Genomic DNA, 19,765 nt, shown 5'->3' on the forward strand with positions numbered 1-19,765 from the left:
GAACGACCATGAAGAATATCCTCGTTGTCGATGATGATAGTTCGATGAGAAATTTGCTGGTCGAGTATCTGTCCCAGCACGCCTTCCATGCCAGCGCTGTGGAAAACAGCCGTCAGGTCAGTCGTCACATGACGGCCGAGGAAACGGACCTCGTGATCGTCGATCTGAATCTCGGCGAAGAAGACGGTCTGCAGATCGTGCGGAATCTGAGTACGAAATCCGATATCCCCATCATCATCATCAGCGGCGACCGGCTCGATGAGGCCGACAAGGTGATGGGGTTCGAGCTTGGCGCGACGGACTATGTCACGAAACCTTTCGGACTGACGGAGCTGTTGGCACGTATCAAAGTCGCCCTTCGCGAGCGGCCGGAACGCAAGGCGGAAAACCATAATAAGGTCTATTTGTTCGACGGCTGGCGGCTCAGCACGAGACATCGCAGGTTGCGGGATGCCGCCGGTGCTGAGACCAAGTTGACGGCGGGCGAGTTCAATCTGTTGACCGCTTTCCTCAAATCGCCCCGTCAAATCCTGTCGCGAGAGCAGCTTCTCCTGGCCACGCGGATTTATGACCAGGAGATCTACGATCGCAGTGTTGATGTTTTGATCCTGCGCTTGAGACGCAAGCTGGAGCAGGACGCATCCAATCCGCGCTATATCAGAACAGAACGTGGCGCAGGTTATATTTTCGACATCGATGTTCAAGTTGAAGGATCAAGGGTAAGGCTACAATGAAGCCGCCGCTCCGCCGTTTAGGATATGCGATCACGATTTTCCTGGCCGTTCTTCCTATTGATCGATCATTTGGTTTCAACCGCAATGAACCCGTGGCTCCCTTACCGGATGCCGAGCCGCGGGACGTGCGAAAGGTGGAGCTTGGCCGCGCCTTGTTCTCCGACACCATACTGTCGGGCAATGACGCCGTCTCGTGTGCCAGTTGCCACGATCTTGCCGCCGGCGGTACCAATCGAATGCCGCGGGCAATCGGGCTTGCCGATGGCAAAATGCTTTTTAATGTGCCGACGATCTTCAACGTCTCGAATAACCATACTCTTGGCTGGCGCGGGAATATCAAATCCCTCGCTGTGCAGAACGAGAAAGTCCTGCTTGATTATAATTTGATGGCGGTCACCTGGGACAGGCTGCTTCCGAAACTTGCCGGCTCTTCTTATGGAGCCCAGTTCGAGGCGGCTTATGGCTCACCTCCAACTCGGGAAGCCGTCCTTGATGCTTTGATTAGTTTCGAAATGTCGTTACGCACGCCTAATGCTCCCTTTGATCGTTATATGCGCGGGGATGCCGGAGCGCTGTCGGTGCAACAGATAGAGGGATATCAGCTTTTCAAGGATTACGGCTGCGTCTCTTGTCACCAAGGCTCGAATATTGGCGGCAACATGACCCAGAAACTCGGCATATTTCTACCCAACGGTGACGCCTTGCCGTTCCGCGTCCCGAGCCTGAGAAATGTCGCCATCACCGGCCCATATTTCCATGATGGCTCGGTCGATCAACTGCCGCAAGCGGTTTCCATGATGGGTAGACTGCAGCTTGGCAGAGAGCTGCCGGAAGAAGATATCGCAGCCATCGTCGCTTTTCTGACGAGCCTGACTGGCATCTACGACGATGGAAACCTGCTCAACCCCCGGTGACGGTGTCCAATGAGAATTGCCATCCTTTTGGTCGCCGGTCTGGTGTCCATGGTCCTGGCTATGAGCAGGGGGACTGACGGGAATGGCCACGAAGCCATTTTAAATGCGATGAGAGCCATCGATCTCAGCTACGCCGCTCTGCAGCGCGACGTACTTCAGGCGCGCTCGGGCATCCTTAAGAATTACGATTTTCTCGGATTAGCTATCGATAACATGCGTGCCGACGTACAGACGATCGACGCGCTGACTGCCTCACTCTCGTTCATCGATTCCACCGAACGGAGCGGCAGGATAAAGGTTATGGAAAATGCGATCAATCGGAACGAAGCTATGATCGAACGCTTCAAATCCGGCAATGCGCTGATCCAGAATTCGCTAAAGATCTTTATCCAGACATGGCGGGAAATGCAGGCGCGACCGCGCGGGCCCGACGCCGTCGCCCTGATGGATGTTCAGCAACTCGGCCAACAGATGTGGCAATTCCAGAATACGCCGGACCCAGACCTCGCCAAAGAGATTCGGCAAGGTCTGATCCGCCTGCGTGATACCCCGTTGCCTGGCATTGACGATCTGAAAAAGCCGCTTCTGGATCACGGGTATCTCATCCTGAACGCCCTCCCTTCCGTCGATGAGATCGTAAGCTGGGTACAGGCGTCCGATAGCATCGATGGAAGTCTGGAGTTCCAGCGCGAATATCTGCAACAGTTCGGCCGGATGAGCACGCGGATGTCCAAGGCCCGGCTTATTTTATCGGGCATTTCTCTCAGCCTTTGTGCCTATGCAACCTATCTGGCATTTCGTCTGAAGTTCTATGCCGACAGCCTGCGCTGGCGGCTCCATGTAGAGCAGTCGGTCAATGATGCGATAACCCGCCTGTCGCTGGAGCCCGAGCGATTCCGGATCGTCATGGACGAAGCGCTCAAAAGAATGGCCGAGGTTTTCGGCTTTGGAACCGTCTCCTTGATCACCCTGGATCCGGAGAAGTGGAATGTGACTGGCGCCTTCACTGCGAATGGACGATGCAGCGCGCCTGAGCCACTGGTCCAGGATTTCATTGCCGACCTGCGCGAAAAGCCGCAACCGTTTTCGGATCCGGTCCTATGGCTCCACCGGGCGCCGGCTTCGCCGTTTGCTGAATTTTGCGATCTCGTTTGGAAGCGAAAGCCGTTGGCGCTTGCATCGGCCGCCAAACCCCATGACGGACTGGTGGTGATGTTGGTTGCCGAGTGCCGGCTGGCCAACTGGAACATGCGCACCGATTCCCAGATATTGCGCATGACGACCGAACTTCTGGCGCTGGCGATAGAGAAACATCACCGGTTGACCGAACTGGATGAGTTGGACCGACGCCTCGAGGAGACGCAGCGTCTGGAGGCGGTGGGCACACTTGCAGGGGGAGTCGCCCACGAATTCAACAATATCCTTATGGCGATTATGGGATATGCGGAAATGGCCGTGGCGGCGCTTACGCCTGGTCTTCCAACGCGCGCTCATGTGGAACATATCCTGACTGCCGGCCATCGCGCCAAGCTGGTGGTCGATCAAATGCTTGCCTTTGGCCGCATGCGGCGTAACCCCGCGCTTCCCTTTAACGTGACGGCGGCAGTCATCGAGATTCTGCCGGACATCGAAATCTGCGTTAGCCCCTCTGTCAGACTGCATCTGGATATTCCAGACATCCCCCTGGTCATCCTGGGTCACCCGATCGAGATCCAGCAAATACTGGTAAACCTGTGCAAGAACGCCGCCGAGGCAATTAATGGCAACGGCCATATCAAACTTAAGATCACCACGATCGCTCTCGCTGCGGAACGCGCTTTGTCGCATGGGCATCTGAAGGTTGGGCACTATGTGTGGATCAGTGTCACGGATACCGGACCTGGAATTGCACCTGGCCACCTGCAGCGGATCTTCGAACCGTTCTTCTCCACGAAAGGGGATAAAGGCGGCACGGGGCTTGGTCTGTCGGTCGTGCACGGGACTGTCAAATCGTTGAAAGGATCGATGCATGTCAGCAGCATCCTGGGCCGGGGAACGCGTTTTGACATGTTCTTTCCTCATCTTGAGGCAGAAATGGCTCCGCTGCCGATCATCCGAGAACCGGAGACTATTCCCACCGGAAGCGGCGAACTCGTCGCAATCGTCGACAGCGACGAAACATCTCGCCATATGTGGGAGGAAAGGATTGCTGCGCTGGGCTACGAGCCGGCCGGCTTTTTATCTACCGGACAGCTTTCCGACTGGTGCTCTCGCGCACAGACATGGCCTGATGCGATGTTGCTTGTCACATTCGATCAGAATGCGAAGCCTGTTCTGCCGGCTGTTTTAAACGATCTGCCTCGGATCGTTATCTGCAGCGCAATCGGCGCTTCACCGCCGGTGAGGTCACAGCATGTTCTTCGAGAGCCCATCAGCGCGCACAACCTAGCCGTCGCCATTCGTGGGGCGCTGGTGCCGGCCCCCGATACCAAGATAGCTGTGCGACGGTAGCACTACAACCATCGACCACGGCTCATAGCGCGTTGCCGGTCAATGACGTTCACCGGGTCGGTCCTTCTCGTGGCGTACGAACAAATTGACGATTGGGATTGGGACCAGGTGGAGTGTTTTCCTTATTCGACGTCGCTGACGGGGTTTCAGCTGGACCACATGTCGCCATCAAAGCTTCAACGTAAGCTTCGGGTGGGTCCACATGGACCGGAAAACTATGTATGCTGAGATTTCTACGGCGCCTCTCTTTTCCGAAAGGCGGCATTGGATCCGATTGCGGACCACGCGGCGTTCGGCGCGAGCTTCCATCAGCACTCCTGCGAGCAGAACCGGTATTCAGCGAGCCCGATGATGGCGCCTCGGCCGCTGGATCCTCATGGATTGCAAATTCGCCCTTTTCGGATCTCCCCGGACTTTTGAGCCTCCGTCGACGAACCGTTGGTGCGTGATCCTCTGCTGTATTACCTTCGTATTCAGCGCGGCTACGCCTGAACGCGGTTGGTGAATTTAGTTCGGGCAGGGCCGGCGACGGCATCTCCGCTGATCCATCTTGACGGATTGTGATCCCTTCGTTCCCGGATCTGTTCGAGTTGTCAAGCCTCCGGAGCCGAGAAGGTGGAACCGCATTCTCGTCCACCTCGCTTTCGGGAGTAGCCTTGCGCGACCGCATATCGTTTATGACGGGTGGGCTTGATCTGAGCGAGATTGCCGGACTCGAGGGAATTTCTGGAGGACTCGCCCAAGGTATCCGAGCCTCGAAACGGGAGGGCGCCAAACCCGCTTTCAGTCTACGCGAACTGCGACCTATGTGATCCTTTTCAAGAATTTTCGATACAGAAAAAAGTACCGGGTAAGTCTTTGACAGACTATTCCACAACTGCTTGTTTATCATCTGCTCGCTGAAATACAACTCTCCTTGCACGCCAACTCCGTGTTGGTCTATATCGTCGCGAAATCGATACCGCGAACTAAAGACAGACAAAGAGTCTAACGCCCGATTCCAGGTCTCTATATTGTAAAGGAGAAAAGCCTCTCTCATCTGCAGCGCGTCACCTGCGCTAATGGACTGCCCGAGAGTCAGCTTTGCTGTTCGAGCCTGTCGGATTTCTTGCGGCAAGCGTGACCGGGGGAGAGGTCTGTTCAGGATCTCCGCACATTCTTTTCCGGAAAGGTGTGCTCCCGTTCTGGATTCTTCTACCAAGATGTCAGTCAAGCGATACAGTATGGCCTCGCGATTGGCCGCCGATTCCCCGATACCGACATGCGTGTCAAGCTGCCCGTTGATCTTGTCGAAATGTGATTTAACATCGGCTTGGAGCTGTGTTCCGTGATAGTGCGAATTCAGCGGGGCCAGGAGGCCGATATTTGCTTGAACCATCAATTCGGATAGATCTTCTTGTGCTTTTCTCTGGACATCGGCAGCCAGATTTACCGTGCGATTGCAAAAAAACAGCCGAGCAATCTGTACGGAAAATATAAACTTATCCATTGGGTTTGGTTGTTCGTCATTGCCCATTTTACCGCTACCTGCTCTACGATATGGCTCTCTGCAAATAGATTGCCGCCTCCCTGTCTGCCATTCCTGCCCCGTCGTTTCGGACACCTGCTATCGCAAGCGCCTGACGAAACTCGCTCAGCGCCAAAGGTACCCCCACCGATTTGCAGACGAGGGTGAAGGGTCTGGCTTCCCGAAGGCGCTTGATGCGCAAAGTCACTCTTTGAAAGAGGCTGATTATCCCGCCCCATGCTTCAGTTGTCGTTGCAGATCCTTTTTGTGGTCGTCGAGATTGTCGGGTATCTTATTGTCCGTGGCACGGTGCTTCGACCCAGCCCGCTCATTTCAACATCAGCGGCTCGAGCGGGCGGGGCGTTCATCATACCGCACATTGCGGCTTGGCCGCTCGCGGATTGGCTGCGGGTTCTCTTCCACCGGCGATAACGGTTCTCTTAGCGCGACGCTGTGTTCATTCTGCTTATTTATATTGCCGCCGGCATTTGCGGCACTCCCTTCCCGATTGCTAATCATGGTTTGCTCCCATTACCTTAAATCCAAAATATATGCAATTTTTTCCACGAATTGCATTTAAAGTATACTTCAATTGAGCTCCATTTGTAATTTATATCTGGAAAGATGACTATTCCAAGCCCATCGACTTGTTCGAATCAGAGTTGCGTTGCAACGCAATAATGCGCTCGAGCAGTACGCGCTGCGCCGCAAGCGCCTTCAATTCCGCCTCGGTCGGGCCGCTTGGGGCCGAATAGGAATCCTCGTAAGCGGGATTTACAGGCCTCTGCGCTTCTTCATAATGCTCCCATTCGGCACTGTTGCCACCCGAGCTGTCCGAAGCGCCGGCCGGTGTATCCGGCGGATGGGTTTCCCCTTCGTAATCGGCATTGTGATCCGCCAAAACTGGCGGGTTCATCGGCTGAAACTGGTCGCCGCTTGAATACTGATCTCCAGCAACGGCAGCGAAGGGTGCTCCAAACTGTGGTGCAGGCTGCTGGACCGCCGGCCCCGGCTCGATCAGATGGCCGTTGAGAGGCTCAGGTTCTGGCAAAGGTCCAGTCTGCGCATCAAACAAGCGCTTCAGAATACGATCTGAATAATACTTGATCTTACGCATCTTCAGCGGTGACTGGCCCTTGATCAGAACGATCTGGGTATGATCATCCATAATGCGCACCTGCTCCGGCCGCATCAACGGCGCACCCTGATTGGATATTTGAATATTGGTGTCGAACATATTGCTAATACTGTAAGACTTCGAACGCTCCTTATAGCTGTAGTCGCCGATGGCCTTTGAGATATAGTTTGGCGTCTCGTCGTCCGCGGTCGCCATGAATATTTGAATTCCGGTATTACTGAGGAAATTTTCCTTGCCCGCCTCCTCATAGGCGCCGGTCAGGGCCGCGAGACTTTGAATGACGAACATGAAGCGGCCTTTGTAGCCAGCAATCGTCGTTACAGCGGTCTCAATCGCTTCCAGCTTTCCGAGATGCTTGAACTCGTCGAGCAGGAAGAGCACTTCAAACATCTCGTCCTTTCCCGGCATGCTGCGCTGCAGAATGGAGACGACTTGTTGAAAGAATAGACGCACCAGTGGTGCGATAACTTCCAGATCATTCGGGCTTACACAAATAAAGATAGACGTAGGATCACGACGCAGGTCATAGATCGAGAAGTCCGACGTAACCGTCGCCGCCTTGATCCTAGGATCGGCCCAAAGGTTCAGGCCTCCATCTCCCAGAACCGAGGTGTAGGACGTCAGGATCTTGGTATCGTTGCCCGCCATATTGTCGAAGATACGTTGAGCTTCGAGGTTCTGTGTCTCCTCGGCGAGCTGAGCGAACAGCTTGTATTTCTCGCCCGGCTGAGAAAACAGGTCGTAAACGGCGCCGATCGACGGTGTGCCGCGCTCGATGCAGGCGAGAATGCCCGCAACGAGCAGGTCACGGGCACCGTCGATAAAGCCTTCCGACCCCTTTCCTTTCGGTGCAATCAGGTTGTGGGCAAGGCGCCGTGTCTCGCTGAAACGGCGCTCGAGCGGCATGGTGATTATATCGAGCACCGGATTGTAACTGTGGGTGCGTCCCAAAGGATCGAACGGCGCGAACTTGAACACTTGATCGCCACGCGCCAAACGCGAGCGCGACGTCATCTCGAACAGTTCTCCCTTCACATCCAGCGCCAGGACGGAACCGTCGAAAGTCAGCAGCGTGGGAATGACGATGCCGACACCCTTACCTGCGCGGGTGGGAGCTACGACTAGGCTGTGGGGCTGATCGCCATTGGTGAGATATTTTCCAAACCCTCTTGGGCCGCTGGTCTTGCCGAAGATCGGTCCTTTGATCGTGTTATAGCGCCTGATATAACCTGTCGCTGCCAACTCGCCGAAACTGGCCCAGCGAGCCGTGCCGTGATCGTCCCGCTGTTGTAAGACAACAATCGTAAAAACCAGAGTGATGATCACGGCGGTCATCCCTATAGTGATCAATCCCCGCACGAAGACTGGCGTGACATAGCCTTTGTATAACGGGGTTTCGTACCAGAACGACAGGATATCGAAATTATCGATCGCCTGGACGCTGATGCCGTGCTGGAAGCCAGCATAAAGCGTCGCAAAGAACAAACCGACGATCAGCGATAAAAAAAAGCCATAGATCACCGTGTTTCGTTTTCTATGCATATGGCTGATGTCCTTCCTGTTGGCTGCCGAGCCCGCGGTTTGGGGCGTATCTAGCTTCTCCCATCACGGTCTCTTTTGCTCAGGGTTTTCTCGTAGCGGTCATTTTCTCGTTTGCGCTTCACACCTCGGGTACGGCCGGCAATCGGGCCTTCCTCAGCGGCCTGTGCACGGGTGAGAACGACACGCACTAAGTCGTCGCCACGGCGACGAGCACGCGCCGCCGCGAGGCGTGTTTCCCTTTCCTCCTCGGTTTCAACGCGAGTGCTACGTTCTGTTTGGCGAGCCGCCCGATCATCTGCCACCTGGCTATCTCTGTTATCTTCTGCCGCGGGGCCCACTGGCGTGGCGGTTTCTTTGCGGAGCTGGGCCTCAGGCCTCGGCGAATGACCTTCCGATCCATCGCCAACCGTATTTTCCGGCGACTGCGATCCTCCGCCGCCTGCCGGCCCGCCCGTTGCAGCGTGGCCCGGGATCGGTTGTCCCTCTGACCTGATCTCCGACGTTTCTCTTGGTGTTACAGAGTAAAGGTCTTCCGACGGGGTCCGTTCCGCTCGACTAGGCGTGCGGCCCCCGGAGCGTTGCGGTGAGGATTCATTACCGATTGAATTATCCTGCGATCCGGAACCATCGCCGGAGCCGCTGTGATGCGAGCCGCTCGCAGGAGTACCTGTCCGGACTCGCTTGGGGGATGGCAAGGCGGCATCGTCTGGCGCCTCCTCGCGCGGCCGCTTGCGGCGAGACTGCCCCTCGTCGGGATCCGTTCCCGCGCCCGGACCATCACCGCCCGAAGAGCCAGGGCCTCCGCCGGTCTGTTGGTGCCGTGCAGCATTTTCGCGAGAGACCACCTCTGTGCTGTCTTCCCACTCTTCGTGGAGGCCGACTCCGACGTCGGCCGCGTCTGCAAATACCTCATATTCCTCACGTGTGAAAGGTTGGGAACCCCAAGGGATAGGCACCCTTGCATCCGCCAAAAGGTCAATGCCTTGGGATTGTGCATGGTCCGCGAAGCGTTGGCGCATGAAGTCGTAGTTGATGCGCTCGTTGCGGTTGGAAAGCTTCAACCATTCATGGCCGGGGCTTAACGCTCGCCGATTGAGGATGACGTGCACATGCGGGTGCCCCTTATCAACGTGAAAGCCAAGAATATACGACCTTTCGCCGCCAGCGGCGCCATCATCGAACATTTCCGCTGCCCATGCTATGCCGGCGCGTTCCGCAGCGCCATGATCAGTTCCGGGGGGGAAGCTTGCAACGATATGCGTCGTCATGTCCTGGTTGGGGTCGCGAACGCCGGCCATCGCGGCCCAGCGTTCCGCCCATATCCTCAGCTCCTCGAAGGGCACAACGCCCCCGCCATATCGCTCTCCAAATCGAAGCTTGACCTGTCCCTTCCGCGCCAGATACTTAAATTGCGAGCAGATGCGGCTGACGGTTCGTGCTCCGCCGCCACGCACGACATGAACTATTGCCTGTGATGCCATCGCTAAACCTCTTTGAGCCAAAACAATGGAGTTGAGGCCATCACCGCGAAGCATCCTTGAGCTTCAACCGGCCATCGAGGCGTCGTTGGGACACGTTCAGCATCGACATCAAGGTGGCGTCGAGCTTGGCGAACTCATAACCGAATGCGGCTCGTTGCGCCTGAAATTCTTGCATGTCGACCTTGCCGCTCTGTGCATACGCAACGTTGAGCTGATTGATGGCACGGGAGATGGTGCCGATCTGCTGTATGATTTCTTCCAAAGCCTGCTGGGTCCGGGCATCGAGCTCGAGGAAGCCGCCGATCTTACGCGCGGCTATCCGAAGCGCCATGTTGTTGGTGAACCCCAAGGCCATCGCCTGAGCGCTGAAAGCTTCGAATTCCGCCTCACGCAACCGCACGCTGACAATCTTGTAACCGTGCGGATCAGTCCGCTGCTCTCGGGTACATGACAGGGACGTGGCCATTTCTTCCGGCAGAAGGGCATGTCGTTTGTAGGGCATGGCAATAACCTGAAATCTGTTGGATGTAAAAATGCCGCCGTTCAATAAATTGAATGAATACGAGCAATTTAATACCGCGACTGTGTCCTAGCCATATAGTTTACGTCAACGGTAGTTTGGATGGGCATCGCTGTATTTTGTTACAGGTGAAACGTCGTTTTCGGCTGACAAATTATTATAGCTGTTGAAATAAGCAGGTCACGAATGTACAAATGAACAATATTACAAATTTACAATTTAAATTTACTCGTCCTGTGGCGAGGAAAGGGTTGTTCATGAAACTCGTTACATGCTGCTCCTTCAAGGGTGGCGCGGGTAAGACGACGGCATTGATGGGGCTTTGTTCCGCACTGGCAACTGAAGGCAAGACAGTTGCACTTTTCGAAGCCGACGAAAACCGACCACTCACGCGCTGGAAGGAAAATGCGGTCAAGCGCAACACCTGGGATCCGCATTGCGAAGTGTTTACAGCAGACGATCTGCCGCTTCTCGAGAGGGCCTATGAGGTGGCGGAAGGGCGCGGTTTTGATTATGCCTTGGCCGATACCCATGGCGGATCGAGCGAGCTTAACAATACAATCATAGCCAGCTCGAACTTCCTTCTCGTCCCGACCATGCTTACTCCACTGGACGTCGACGAGGCACTGGCAACCTATCGCTACATCATCGAACTCCTGCTCAGCGAGAGCCTGGCAATTCCGACCGCCATCCTGCGTCAAAGAGTTCCTTTCGGTAAATTGACCGCATCGCAACGCTCTGTCTCCGACATGCTGACCGCCTTGCCACTTACCGAACAACCGATGTTCGAGCGGGATGCGTTCGCCGCGATGAAGGTGCGCGGCATGCTGCATCTGAGCATCCGCAATGCCAGCAATGACCCCGCTATGCGGCTGATGCTCCGGAATCTCGATGCCGCGATGGAAGATCTCAAGAACCTTTCTAAGTTTGTACACCAAATATTAGAGGACTGAGATGGGGATCCGTAAACCCACTTTGTCGGTAACGGAGGCAAGGCGCTTGTCGGTCGTGCGGTCAGCTGCTTCGCAACAGATATCGCAGCCAGCGGACGACACCATCGCACCACCTGTCCCTCTCTCTGTCGCGCCGATTCCGCGCCCGAAGAAGCAGGCTCCCATAGTTAAATCTGTCCATATGCCTGCCGTACACATAGCACGCACGCCGTCCCAGAAGGTCCAGGTCTTCGTCTCTGCATTCGTACCGGCGCCGAAAGTATCGCCGGTCTTCGACATTCTTTGCAAGCAGTATCCTCCGCAGAAAGCATTGCAGATGATCCTGCGCCGCGCGCTCGACGACTATGAGGAGATGCTGACGGATGGTACATTTCAAGAAACCCCAAGCTCTTACGAGATAGACAGCTCTGAAGGGCCTGCGATTCTTATCCAAACGTCGCGAATGATACCGACGAAGCTACTGAAAATCGCCCGTGCCCATTTCGATCCGTTTGAGCTTGAAAGCACGCGCGCTTTTGGTCTGAAATTTGCCACGGCAGCCCTTGCGGCCTTTTTCTCCCGTGAAGCCCCCAAGCGCCCGTAACGTTTGCATCGATCACCACGGACTGTGCTCAGAGACGGATAGAATAGAACCGGGAGGTCCACCACGTATATCGAGACGATTTCATATGTAGGCAATTTTTAAAGCGTGTCTATTTTTCCGTCTGGTATGTTGATGCATTATTCGGCGCCACGCTGACAATTGGATGTGCAGCGTAGAGTTCAGCGGGTTTACGCAATATGCTGATGATATCGAAAGAGACCCTGCATCCGTAGGACCTCGTCGGCAAATTTTACCCCGACAGCTGCCGCCAAACGTCAGGAAGAAGACGCTTAACCACGATATCTTAAGTATACTACAATTCTATTTCATCTGTAAGCGCCTGACTGGAAAAGGGTTCAACGTCCGTACCTTGCCAATCGTCGTATCAGGACTTGGACATAAATAATAATGATCCGTTCGTTCCAAGCAAACAAAAAGAGCCACAATGGGCTGATTTCACTTAACTTTTCCGGACAGGCTCTAACGACGGATAACCATCGTTCAATGGTAGTGGATTCCTTCATGCTGACAGACACGTCGCGATAGGACCAATCCCTATACGATAGTATATATCCTCGATTACAATTGCAACGCCTGTAAACGTTGACTTATTTTTATCGATGCGCAAACTAAAAATCATTAATAGAGAATATATTTTAGCTGAGGCGTGAATAAAAAACGCTCAGGGACGTTGGCAGGAATGTTTCATGTCTTCTTCAACTGAAATACAGAAAAAGAATTATTCAATATATTTGAGAGCGGCTTCGGCCTTCGCCTATGCAGCTCTTCTGCTTGGAAATGTAGATATTGCCCAAGCAGATGTATTTGAAGAATTTGACAATGGTAACGTAGTTGTAATGGATGGCGGCGTGGTTAAGGACACGCCGCCATCGGCTGCCGTAGATTTTCAGTCTCGATTTGGTCCCGTGATCGCCAAGCCTGAACCTCATTCGGATTACTTGGTCGAGATTTCGCGGAAAAAGTCCCGCTTGCGGCCAGCCTGGACCGCGTCGGTTCTTTTCGATACGATTCCACCTCCGCGAGCTGTGATAGAGCCGCCTGCTGCTAAGACACCCACTATCTCGCAGGCTCGATCGCAAAGCTCACGCTTGCCTCCACCAAGGCAGATGTCCGCCAACTTGACCGAAAAGCAGCAGGCGATCCGCAGCATTGCCGTTGAAGTAGGCCTCCGCCACGGACGATCGCCGGGTGCCATTCGCGCCAGGCTCAGTCCACGTCAGTTCGCGTCACTTTTCACCACGATGATCCATCGTGAGAGCGATTTCGACCCGAAGGCGGTTTCACCGGCGGGCGCCAGCGGCCTTGGCCAGCTGATGCCCGGCACCGCACGAGAGCTCGGCGTCGAGAACGTATTTTCCCCCAGGGAGAACCTGGATGGCGCAGCGCGTTACCTGGCGTCGATGCTTGAGAAGTTCGGTTCACCGGAACTTGCACTCGCCGCCTACAATGCTGGGCCGGGCGCCGTCGAAAAATATGGCGGCATCCCACCTTATGAAGAAACACAACAGTATGTCGCAGACATCTTGAATGCCTTCGGTCGGGCGCCGCGTTTCGCAGAAAGCCAGTTCCCTGGAGACCGATATCCGGTCCACCCGGACGTGATGAATACTTGAGTATCCATACGCATCGTATCTAACACGACAGAGGTTAAAATGAACTTGTTTCGAGACTACTTTCACGACATTAACATTCCCAAGCTGCTCTTTGCAGTCGCAGTCTTGGTCCTTATGTGGGCCGAACCGAGCCTTGCCCAGAATTTCAGTGGCGTGAATGCTTTCATGGACAAACTGGTCGGCGCGATTACCGGTCCCATCGGCGCCTCGATCTCAGCGATAGCCGTGATCGCCATCGGCTTTTCCTTCATGACCGGGCGTATGGACTGGACCTTTGCCGTATCCGTCGTTCTCGGAATTGCCATCGTCTTTGGCGGCGCGGCGTTTCTTAACGGCATCGGCGTTGCAGGTAACCCGACCATCGGAGGTACTCTCGTCGGCACCAATTGATCAAGCGGGCCTGGCCTGACGCTCTGCTGTCGAAAATCTCAAGCAAGATTTTTTGAAAGGACGTTCAATGAAATACACACCGGTCTTTCTCGGACTGACCCGCGAGGTGACCTTCGCTGGCCTGCCTGTCATGTATCTTGTGTGTCTTGTCGTCTTCGTCATACTCGGATTTATTTTCACGAAATCATTCACTTATCTGATCATCGCGAGCTGCGTCGGCTATGGAGCCCTCAGAGGCCTGGCTGCTTATGATCCCAAGATCATTCGTGTTTTCATGACCACAATGCAGAGAACGCGCATGAGCGCATCGCTGCTTCGCGGTGAAGGCGTGGTGTATCGTGCTTGAAGCCCCGATGACCCGTGCGACGCGAAGCGTCAGAGACAGGCACTTGGACACCAGTCAGTTGCTCGTCAGCGGCTTGCCCTATCTCAGCGTCGTCGACGATACGACGCTCCTGCTGCGCGACGGCGATCTGATGGCGTCATTCATCGTCGAGGGAATCAATGCCGACACGATTGACAATCGGCAGACGCTGGAACTGAGCAATGCGATGTCACGTTTCATAGCGCAGCAGCGCTCCGACGTCGCCTATTACGTGCATCGCATTTCCCTGCATGCATATCCCGCGCTACCCTCAATCACAAGTAGCACTTTCATTGCCGAAATCGACCGGCGGTGGCAAAACTATCTCCAGACGATAGGACTGAGGGACCGCGTTACCATGGTCACCCTGGTGGTAAGACCACCGCGCAGGTTCGCCAGGTTTTTTCACCTTATCGCTGGCAAGGATGTTCACAGCCGCGAGGAGATCGCACTGCGCGCCACGCGGCTCGACCAGATGATGAAAACCCTGATGGTCAGTCTCAACGAAGCCAAGCCGCGTCGCCTCGCCATATCGGGTGGCCGATGGCTGGGGTTGCTGCGCAGCTGCATCACGGGCACCAATGCCGATCTGGTTCCTGGACGGAAATTCACACCGGTCGCCGATCTTCTGGCGAGCGCGCATGTCAAGTTCCATGGTCGGGTGTTCGAGTGCGAGGGCGCGGCACCCGGGCAACAACGCTACGGCACGATCGTTTCCGTCAAGGATTATCCGTCGGAAACCTATCCCGGCATCCTCGATCGGCTCAACCTGCCGTACGATACGGTCGTCGCCCAGAGTTTTACGCCGATCGATCCGATTTCCGCGCAAAACAAGATCGCGCGTGTCCGCAAACAGATGCAGGCGGCGGAGGATGCGGCGGTATCGCTGATGGCGCAGCTCGAGGAAGCGGAGGATGATGTGGCCTCAGGCCGCATGAGCTTCGGCGATCATCATTGCAGCGTCGCGGTCTTTTGCGACAGCCCGAACGAGCTCGATGAGGCCATGACCTTCCTGACGCGCGCCATGCAGGACGCCGGTGCTGCCATCGTGCGCGAGAATTTCGCCGCACGCGCCGTTTTTTTCGCTCAGCATCCGGGCAATTTTGCCTACCGCACCCGTCCGGCAATGATTTCGTCGCAGAATTTCGCTCAGCTCTGTGCACTGCATGGAGCGCCCAAGGGCCATCCTGTCGAAAGATGCCCCTGGGGCGAAGCCGTTACAATCATTCCAACGGCCCGCGGAGAAACCTTCCGCTTCAATTTCCATCTACCGGGACAGTCGGGGCAGCGAACCGTCGGCCATACCCTTGTTCTCGGTCAGACCGGATCTGGCAAGACGCTCGGCACCGCTTTCCTGATCGCCCAGGCGCAGCGGCTCGATGCCCGTATCATCCTGTTCGACAAGGACAACGGCTTCGAAATGGCCGTGCGTGCCATGGGCGGCCGTTATTCTTCGGTGCGAATGGGGATAGATACCGAGTTCAACCCGATGCGCGCCGAGGCGGACGCACGCGGTGCGGCATGGCTTACCGATTGGATCGCCGCGCTGGCGAACCATGACGGGCCGAAACTGTCGCCGCTGCAGCTTCAATCGGTGATCGACGCCGTTCAGGCCAACATGACCGCTGACAGCCGGTTGCAGAATTTCGAACATTTTCGCAGTCAGCTCCGATCGACGGACGATGGCGGCGATCTCTACGCGCGTCTCGGCCGTTGGGACGAGATGGGCCAATTCGGCTGGCTGTTCGGCGGCAAGAAACAGGATCCTCTCGCCTTCGACAGCCGCCTGACGGCTTTCGATCTGACGGAGATCTTCGACAACGACATCGTCCGCACAGCCTGGCTGAGCTATGTGTTCCGCCGCGTGGAACGGCTCGTCGAGGACGAGCATCCGACACTGTTGGTCATGGACGAAGCCTGGAAGCTGCTCGACGATCCCTATTTCGAGGCGCGGCTCAAAGACTGGATGCTAACCATGCGCAAGAAGAACGTCGCGGTGATCCTGCTCACTCAGCGCGTCTCGCATATCAAGAACAGCCGTGCCGGGGACGCGATCCTGGAGAGTGCCGTAACCCGCCTCGTTTATCCAAGCGCCTATAACACACAGGCCGAGCTCAGTCCGCTGAACCTGACCCCGATGGAAACCGAATTCCTGCAGATCAGCAATGTCGACAACCATCTCGCGCTTCTGAAGTCGGGCGATGACAGCGTGGTGCTAGATATGGATCTCGGCGCTCTCGGTACCGGGCTTGGCATTCTGGGTGGCGGACGTGGCGAAAAAGCGCCCGCCGGTTGGCGCGATCGCCCCGATTTTCAGATGGAGATGCTGCAATGAGAGCGAGATGGATCGTGCTCGCGCTGGCAATGGCGGGCCTCACGGCCTGCCAGTCCGTGCCCGCGGAGCGAAAGAACAATTGTGCGTGCCTTTGGGAGGAACCCAACGGCGTCGTCGATGTCCTGAAGGGAGTAAGCACATGAGACGCATTCTGACGCTGACACTGATATGCGGTATAGCGCTTTTCGAGCCGGTAGGCGGGCTGGTGACAGTCGCGCAGGCGCAGAGCCCGATCACGCCACTCGAGGAGCCAATCATCGGTACTGTTCCGTCCAAGCCAGTGAGTGCTCAGCAGGCTTATGATCAGGTCTCAATCGAACAGCTGATGAAGATCACCGAGTTGTCGCGCACGATTGGCGGAGGTGTCAGCCAGCTGTTCACCGCGTTGGTGGGCACCAGGAAGGTACCGATGTTCAACGGTCCGGCGGAGGTCACGGCTCGTGAGGGTGGGCCCGGCCTGAAGGCGATGGCCTACGGGTTCATCAAAGGTGAATTCGACGGGCCCGATGGTGTGAGGAAATTTGTCGAGGACTACAGCAAGACCTACGGCCTGGATGAACTGCTTTCTTCCGAAGCGGATGAAATCTCGGTCGCGTCGGCCAAAACATCCGCACAAGGCGTTATATCGGCATCGATCGCCGAGGAAAGTTATCAGCGGGCCAATGCCAGCATGGCGCGCATCAACGATTACCTGAAGACACTTGAAACAAGTGCGGATCTCAAGACGAGCGTGGATCTCAACACGCGTGTCATGATCGAGCTTACGCAGCAGGTCAACGAGAATATACGAACTCAAGCAGCTGTCGCTTCGGCAACTGGAATAGCTCTGCTTCGACTTGGAGGTGCGTCGCGCTGAGCCGTTGAACAGTTAATTCGGGGATATTTTATATGTCTATTGTCGTAGATGTGGCTAGAAATATCGATGGGATCGTTTGGGATTATTTTCTCGTAGTGCACCAGACTGTCACTACACCTTTGCTTATTACTATCCAGTATGTTGCTCTAGCGGCATTAATGTTAATGGCTATCAATCATGTCGCACAGTTCAAAGCAGTAAACTACGGACAATATTTCCATTGGTGGATTCGTTTCTTATTTATTTTTGCGTTTTTGAAGTTTTATGAAAACTTTGCGCTTGCATATTACGCTTTAACCGATCTACAATCCGATTATTCAAATGCTCTTATAAAGGCGGCTCTTAAAGGGACGGAGGGGCTTAACGTCCGTCCAGATATATTTGATTTGACCGCTCAATCAGACAGTAATGCAGCTGTAGATCAGTTTAACCGAGCTATGACTTATGTAGCAAACTTATACTTTAAGTATGCTCGCAGCAGATCTATTTTTGACGCGGGCTCTATAATAGTCTCTGGTCTCACAGGTATAGTAATTATCCTAATAGGATACGTATTTACTGCAATAGCAATTGTTTTGCTGATTTTCGCGAAGATAGGTGTTGCGGTCGCTATGAGTTTGATGCCTCTCGCTTTCTTATTGTTGATGATGGAGCAAACCAGAAGTTACTTTGAAAGCTGGGTCAAGTTCCTGGTGGGTTTCTTCATTATCCCAATACTGACTGCTTCGTTGATGGCCCTGATGGTATTCGCTGCCGGTGTGACAATCGATAGAATTGAGGAGGCAAGCAAAGCCAAGTCAAGCTCAGGAAAGGCAACGACCGCCCATGTTGTGATGGGAGATCTTATTAGCTCTGGCGCGGAACTGAAAGACGCGCAAAAAGGAGTATCAGGTGGCCCAGGCGATGACTACCTGGCGCTGGTATTGGTGACATTCGGTTCGCTTATCTTCCTGTCTCAGGTCCCCAGCATGGCTAGTAACCTGGCGTCGTCCTCCGTGGCCAGCGTCGGCGCGAGCCTGGCGAGCAGCCAGCGGCTGTGGAATGGCGCAAAACGTATGGGTCGCACCGCCCAGCGCGGTCGCGACGCAATGGGAGCGGCAAATGCGGCCCGCAAGGCAGGCGGCGGTGTCGGCAGCATGGCGTTGGCTGCGGTCAGCAGCATGCGACAAAGTGCCGGAATACGTCAGAGCAGGCGCGATGATCGTATGATGGGCCGGATGAGGGGTGAGGCCGAAAGACAAGCCGAGGTGCGGAAAAAAACGCTGGGCGGCTATACGGCCACCGGTGCACCCATCGGCCCAAATGCTCCAGGCATCAACAGCGGTGCTGCCGGAGCAAATAGCCCGAGCAACAGGGCCGCAAATACTCCAAGCGGGGCTGGCAATAGCGCGAGCTCCAACAATCCGAACTCCAACAATCCAGGCGGTAGCGGTGCCGGCGCGAACAACTCGGGCGGCCCGGCCGCAAGTGGCGCAGGCGGCATCGGTGGCCCCCACAGGCCAAGTTCTACCGCTCCGGGTAACCGGAATAGCATCTCCAGCACAAATAATCCGAGAGGCAGCACACCTTAGAGGTGACGGATATTTCTCATGAACATGCATTTTTTGAAACAGTACATATTCGTTGGGCGAAGCGCGGGGAGCGCGGTTGATACTTCGGTTCATCACGCTTTCGAAGATGAGCTTTTCTTCACCTTGCGCCAGCAGCGCAACAACTGGGCAAGGGTTGCGGTGGGGTCCATAATCGCCGCCATGCTTGCGCTGGCATGCCTGATCACCATCCTGCCGCTCGATGAAACGAAGCCCTATGTCATCATGGTGGACAAGACGACGGGCCAGGCGGAAAAGATCGTCCAGGTTCGCCCGGCAACGCTCGATCAGCAGGATGCGGTGCGGCAGGCCGAGCTCGTCTCCTACGTCGTCGACCGGGAAACCTATGATCCGGCGGATAATCCGGTGCGTATCCCGGATGTCCTCGCCCGTTCCGTGGACAGTGCCGCCACTACGCTCACGCAGCTCTGGAGCTCGGGTTCGACCCAATATCCGCCGTTGGTGTATGGCGCGGATGTCCGCATACGTGTGGTCGTGAAGTCGATTTCCTTCAATCCCTCGGTCGGCAACGCTTCCGATGTGGCCCGGCTGAGGATCACGAAAATCCGCGAGGAAAAGGGACAGCCTGCAGCCGAGCGCGGCTTCATCGTGACGGTCGCCTACAGCTTCCGGCCGAAGGAAAACGCAACGCTGGCCGCGGTCTGGGCCAATCCCCTCGGCTTCACGGTCCTTTCCTACCGTATCGATGCGGAGACAGCCGGATAGTTTTCAAAA

General features: G+C 55.5%; 16 protein-coding genes. 12 read left to right on the plus strand and 4 right to left on the minus strand.

All coding sequences use genetic code 11. The features are described 5' to 3' along the window. Positions 1–8 precede the first annotated feature (8 nt). From DMO26_RS29470 to DMO26_RS29480, 3 genes are read left to right on the plus strand one after another with little or no spacing between them, the layout of a single operon-like run. On the plus strand, positions 9–734 hold the full coding sequence (locus tag DMO26_RS29470; RefSeq protein WP_117195920.1) for a response regulator: 726 nt from the start codon (positions 9–11) through the stop codon (positions 732–734). After that, entirely contained in the window at positions 731–1,648 is a 918-nt protein-coding gene (locus tag DMO26_RS29475; RefSeq protein WP_117195886.1) for a cytochrome-c peroxidase, read from the plus strand. Before DMO26_RS29470 ends, DMO26_RS29475 begins: the two co-directional genes overlap by 4 nt. A gap of 9 nt (positions 1,649–1,657) precedes the next feature. Further along, on the plus strand, positions 1,658–4,138 hold the full coding sequence (locus DMO26_RS29480) for a DAHL domain-containing protein (RefSeq protein WP_117195887.1): 2,481 nt from the start codon (positions 1,658–1,660) through the stop codon (positions 4,136–4,138). A 49-nt stretch (positions 4,139–4,187) separates the two neighbouring features. On the opposite strand, the gene DMO26_RS33930 is transcribed toward DMO26_RS29480, so the two are convergent. The 4 genes from DMO26_RS33930 to virD1 form a co-directional block, all read right to left on the minus strand. After that, the gene (locus DMO26_RS33930; protein ID WP_162895105.1) at positions 4,188–5,654 is read right to left on the minus strand and encodes a hypothetical protein; all 1,467 of its coding nucleotides are present in this window, start codon (positions 5,652–5,654) and stop codon (positions 4,188–4,190) included. 619 nt (positions 5,655–6,273) lie between these two features. Further along, positions 6,274–8,325 carry a type IV secretion system ATPase VirD4 gene (gene virD4, locus DMO26_RS29490; RefSeq protein WP_117195889.1) on the minus strand — a complete coding sequence of 684 codons (2,052 nt, stop codon included), beginning with the start codon at positions 8,323–8,325 and terminating at the stop codon, positions 6,274–6,276. A gap of 50 nt (positions 8,326–8,375) precedes the next feature. Continuing rightward, positions 8,376–9,860: a relaxase/mobilization nuclease domain-containing protein gene (locus tag DMO26_RS29495; protein ID WP_117195890.1), complete on the minus strand. Its 1,485-nt coding sequence runs from the start codon at positions 9,858–9,860 to the stop codon at positions 8,376–8,378. Next, positions 9,847–10,308, minus strand: coding sequence for a T-DNA border endonuclease subunit VirD1 (gene virD1, locus DMO26_RS29500; RefSeq protein ID WP_117195891.1), 462 nt, complete (start codon positions 10,306–10,308; stop codon positions 9,847–9,849). The genes DMO26_RS29495 and virD1 overlap by 14 nt, the downstream gene beginning before the upstream one ends. A 275-nt stretch (positions 10,309–10,583) precedes the next feature. On the opposite strand from virD1, the gene DMO26_RS29505 reads away from it, so the two are divergent. From DMO26_RS29505 to DMO26_RS29550, 9 genes are all read left to right on the plus strand, one after another. Further along, entirely contained in the window at positions 10,584–11,279 is a 696-nt protein-coding gene (locus tag DMO26_RS29505; protein WP_117195892.1) for a conjugal transfer ATPase VirC1, read from the plus strand. 1 nt (position 11,280) lies between these two features. Then, the gene (locus tag DMO26_RS29510) at positions 11,281–11,862 is read left to right on the plus strand and encodes a VirC2 family conjugal transfer protein (protein WP_117195893.1); all 582 of its coding nucleotides are present in this window, start codon (positions 11,281–11,283) and stop codon (positions 11,860–11,862) included. A 707-nt stretch (positions 11,863–12,569) separates the two neighbouring features. Then, positions 12,570–13,496, plus strand: coding sequence for a lytic transglycosylase domain-containing protein (locus DMO26_RS34590; protein ID WP_226951462.1), 927 nt, complete (start codon positions 12,570–12,572; stop codon positions 13,494–13,496). A gap of 39 nt (positions 13,497–13,535) precedes the next feature. Next, positions 13,536–13,886, plus strand: a complete 351-nt coding sequence (locus DMO26_RS29525) for a TrbC/VirB2 family protein (RefSeq protein ID WP_117195896.1) — start codon at positions 13,536–13,538, stop codon at positions 13,884–13,886. A gap of 67 nt (positions 13,887–13,953) precedes the next feature. After that, on the plus strand, positions 13,954–14,232 hold the full coding sequence (locus DMO26_RS29530) for a VirB3 family type IV secretion system protein (protein WP_117195897.1): 279 nt from the start codon (positions 13,954–13,956) through the stop codon (positions 14,230–14,232). Between the two features lie 43 nt (positions 14,233–14,275). Further along, entirely contained in the window at positions 14,276–16,585 is a 2,310-nt protein-coding gene (locus tag DMO26_RS29535) for a VirB4 family type IV secretion/conjugal transfer ATPase (protein ID WP_226951463.1), read from the plus strand. A 139-nt stretch (positions 16,586–16,724) separates the two neighbouring features. Beyond that, positions 16,725–17,441, plus strand: a complete 717-nt coding sequence (locus DMO26_RS29540; RefSeq protein ID WP_162895106.1) for a type IV secretion system protein — start codon at positions 16,725–16,727, stop codon at positions 17,439–17,441. A 32-nt stretch (positions 17,442–17,473) separates the two neighbouring features. Continuing rightward, on the plus strand, positions 17,474–19,012 hold the full coding sequence (locus DMO26_RS29545) for a type IV secretion system protein (RefSeq protein WP_117195900.1): 1,539 nt from the start codon (positions 17,474–17,476) through the stop codon (positions 19,010–19,012). A gap of 18 nt (positions 19,013–19,030) precedes the next feature. Then, complete coding sequence (locus tag DMO26_RS29550) at positions 19,031–19,756, plus strand: virB8 family protein (protein ID WP_117195901.1); 726 nt, start codon at positions 19,031–19,033, stop codon at positions 19,754–19,756. The last annotated feature ends 9 nt before the right edge of the window (positions 19,757–19,765 follow it).

Source organism: Rhizobium terrae, assembly GCF_003425685.1.
In the GTDB taxonomy this organism is placed as follows: domain Bacteria; phylum Pseudomonadota; class Alphaproteobacteria; order Rhizobiales; family Rhizobiaceae; genus Neorhizobium; species Neorhizobium terrae.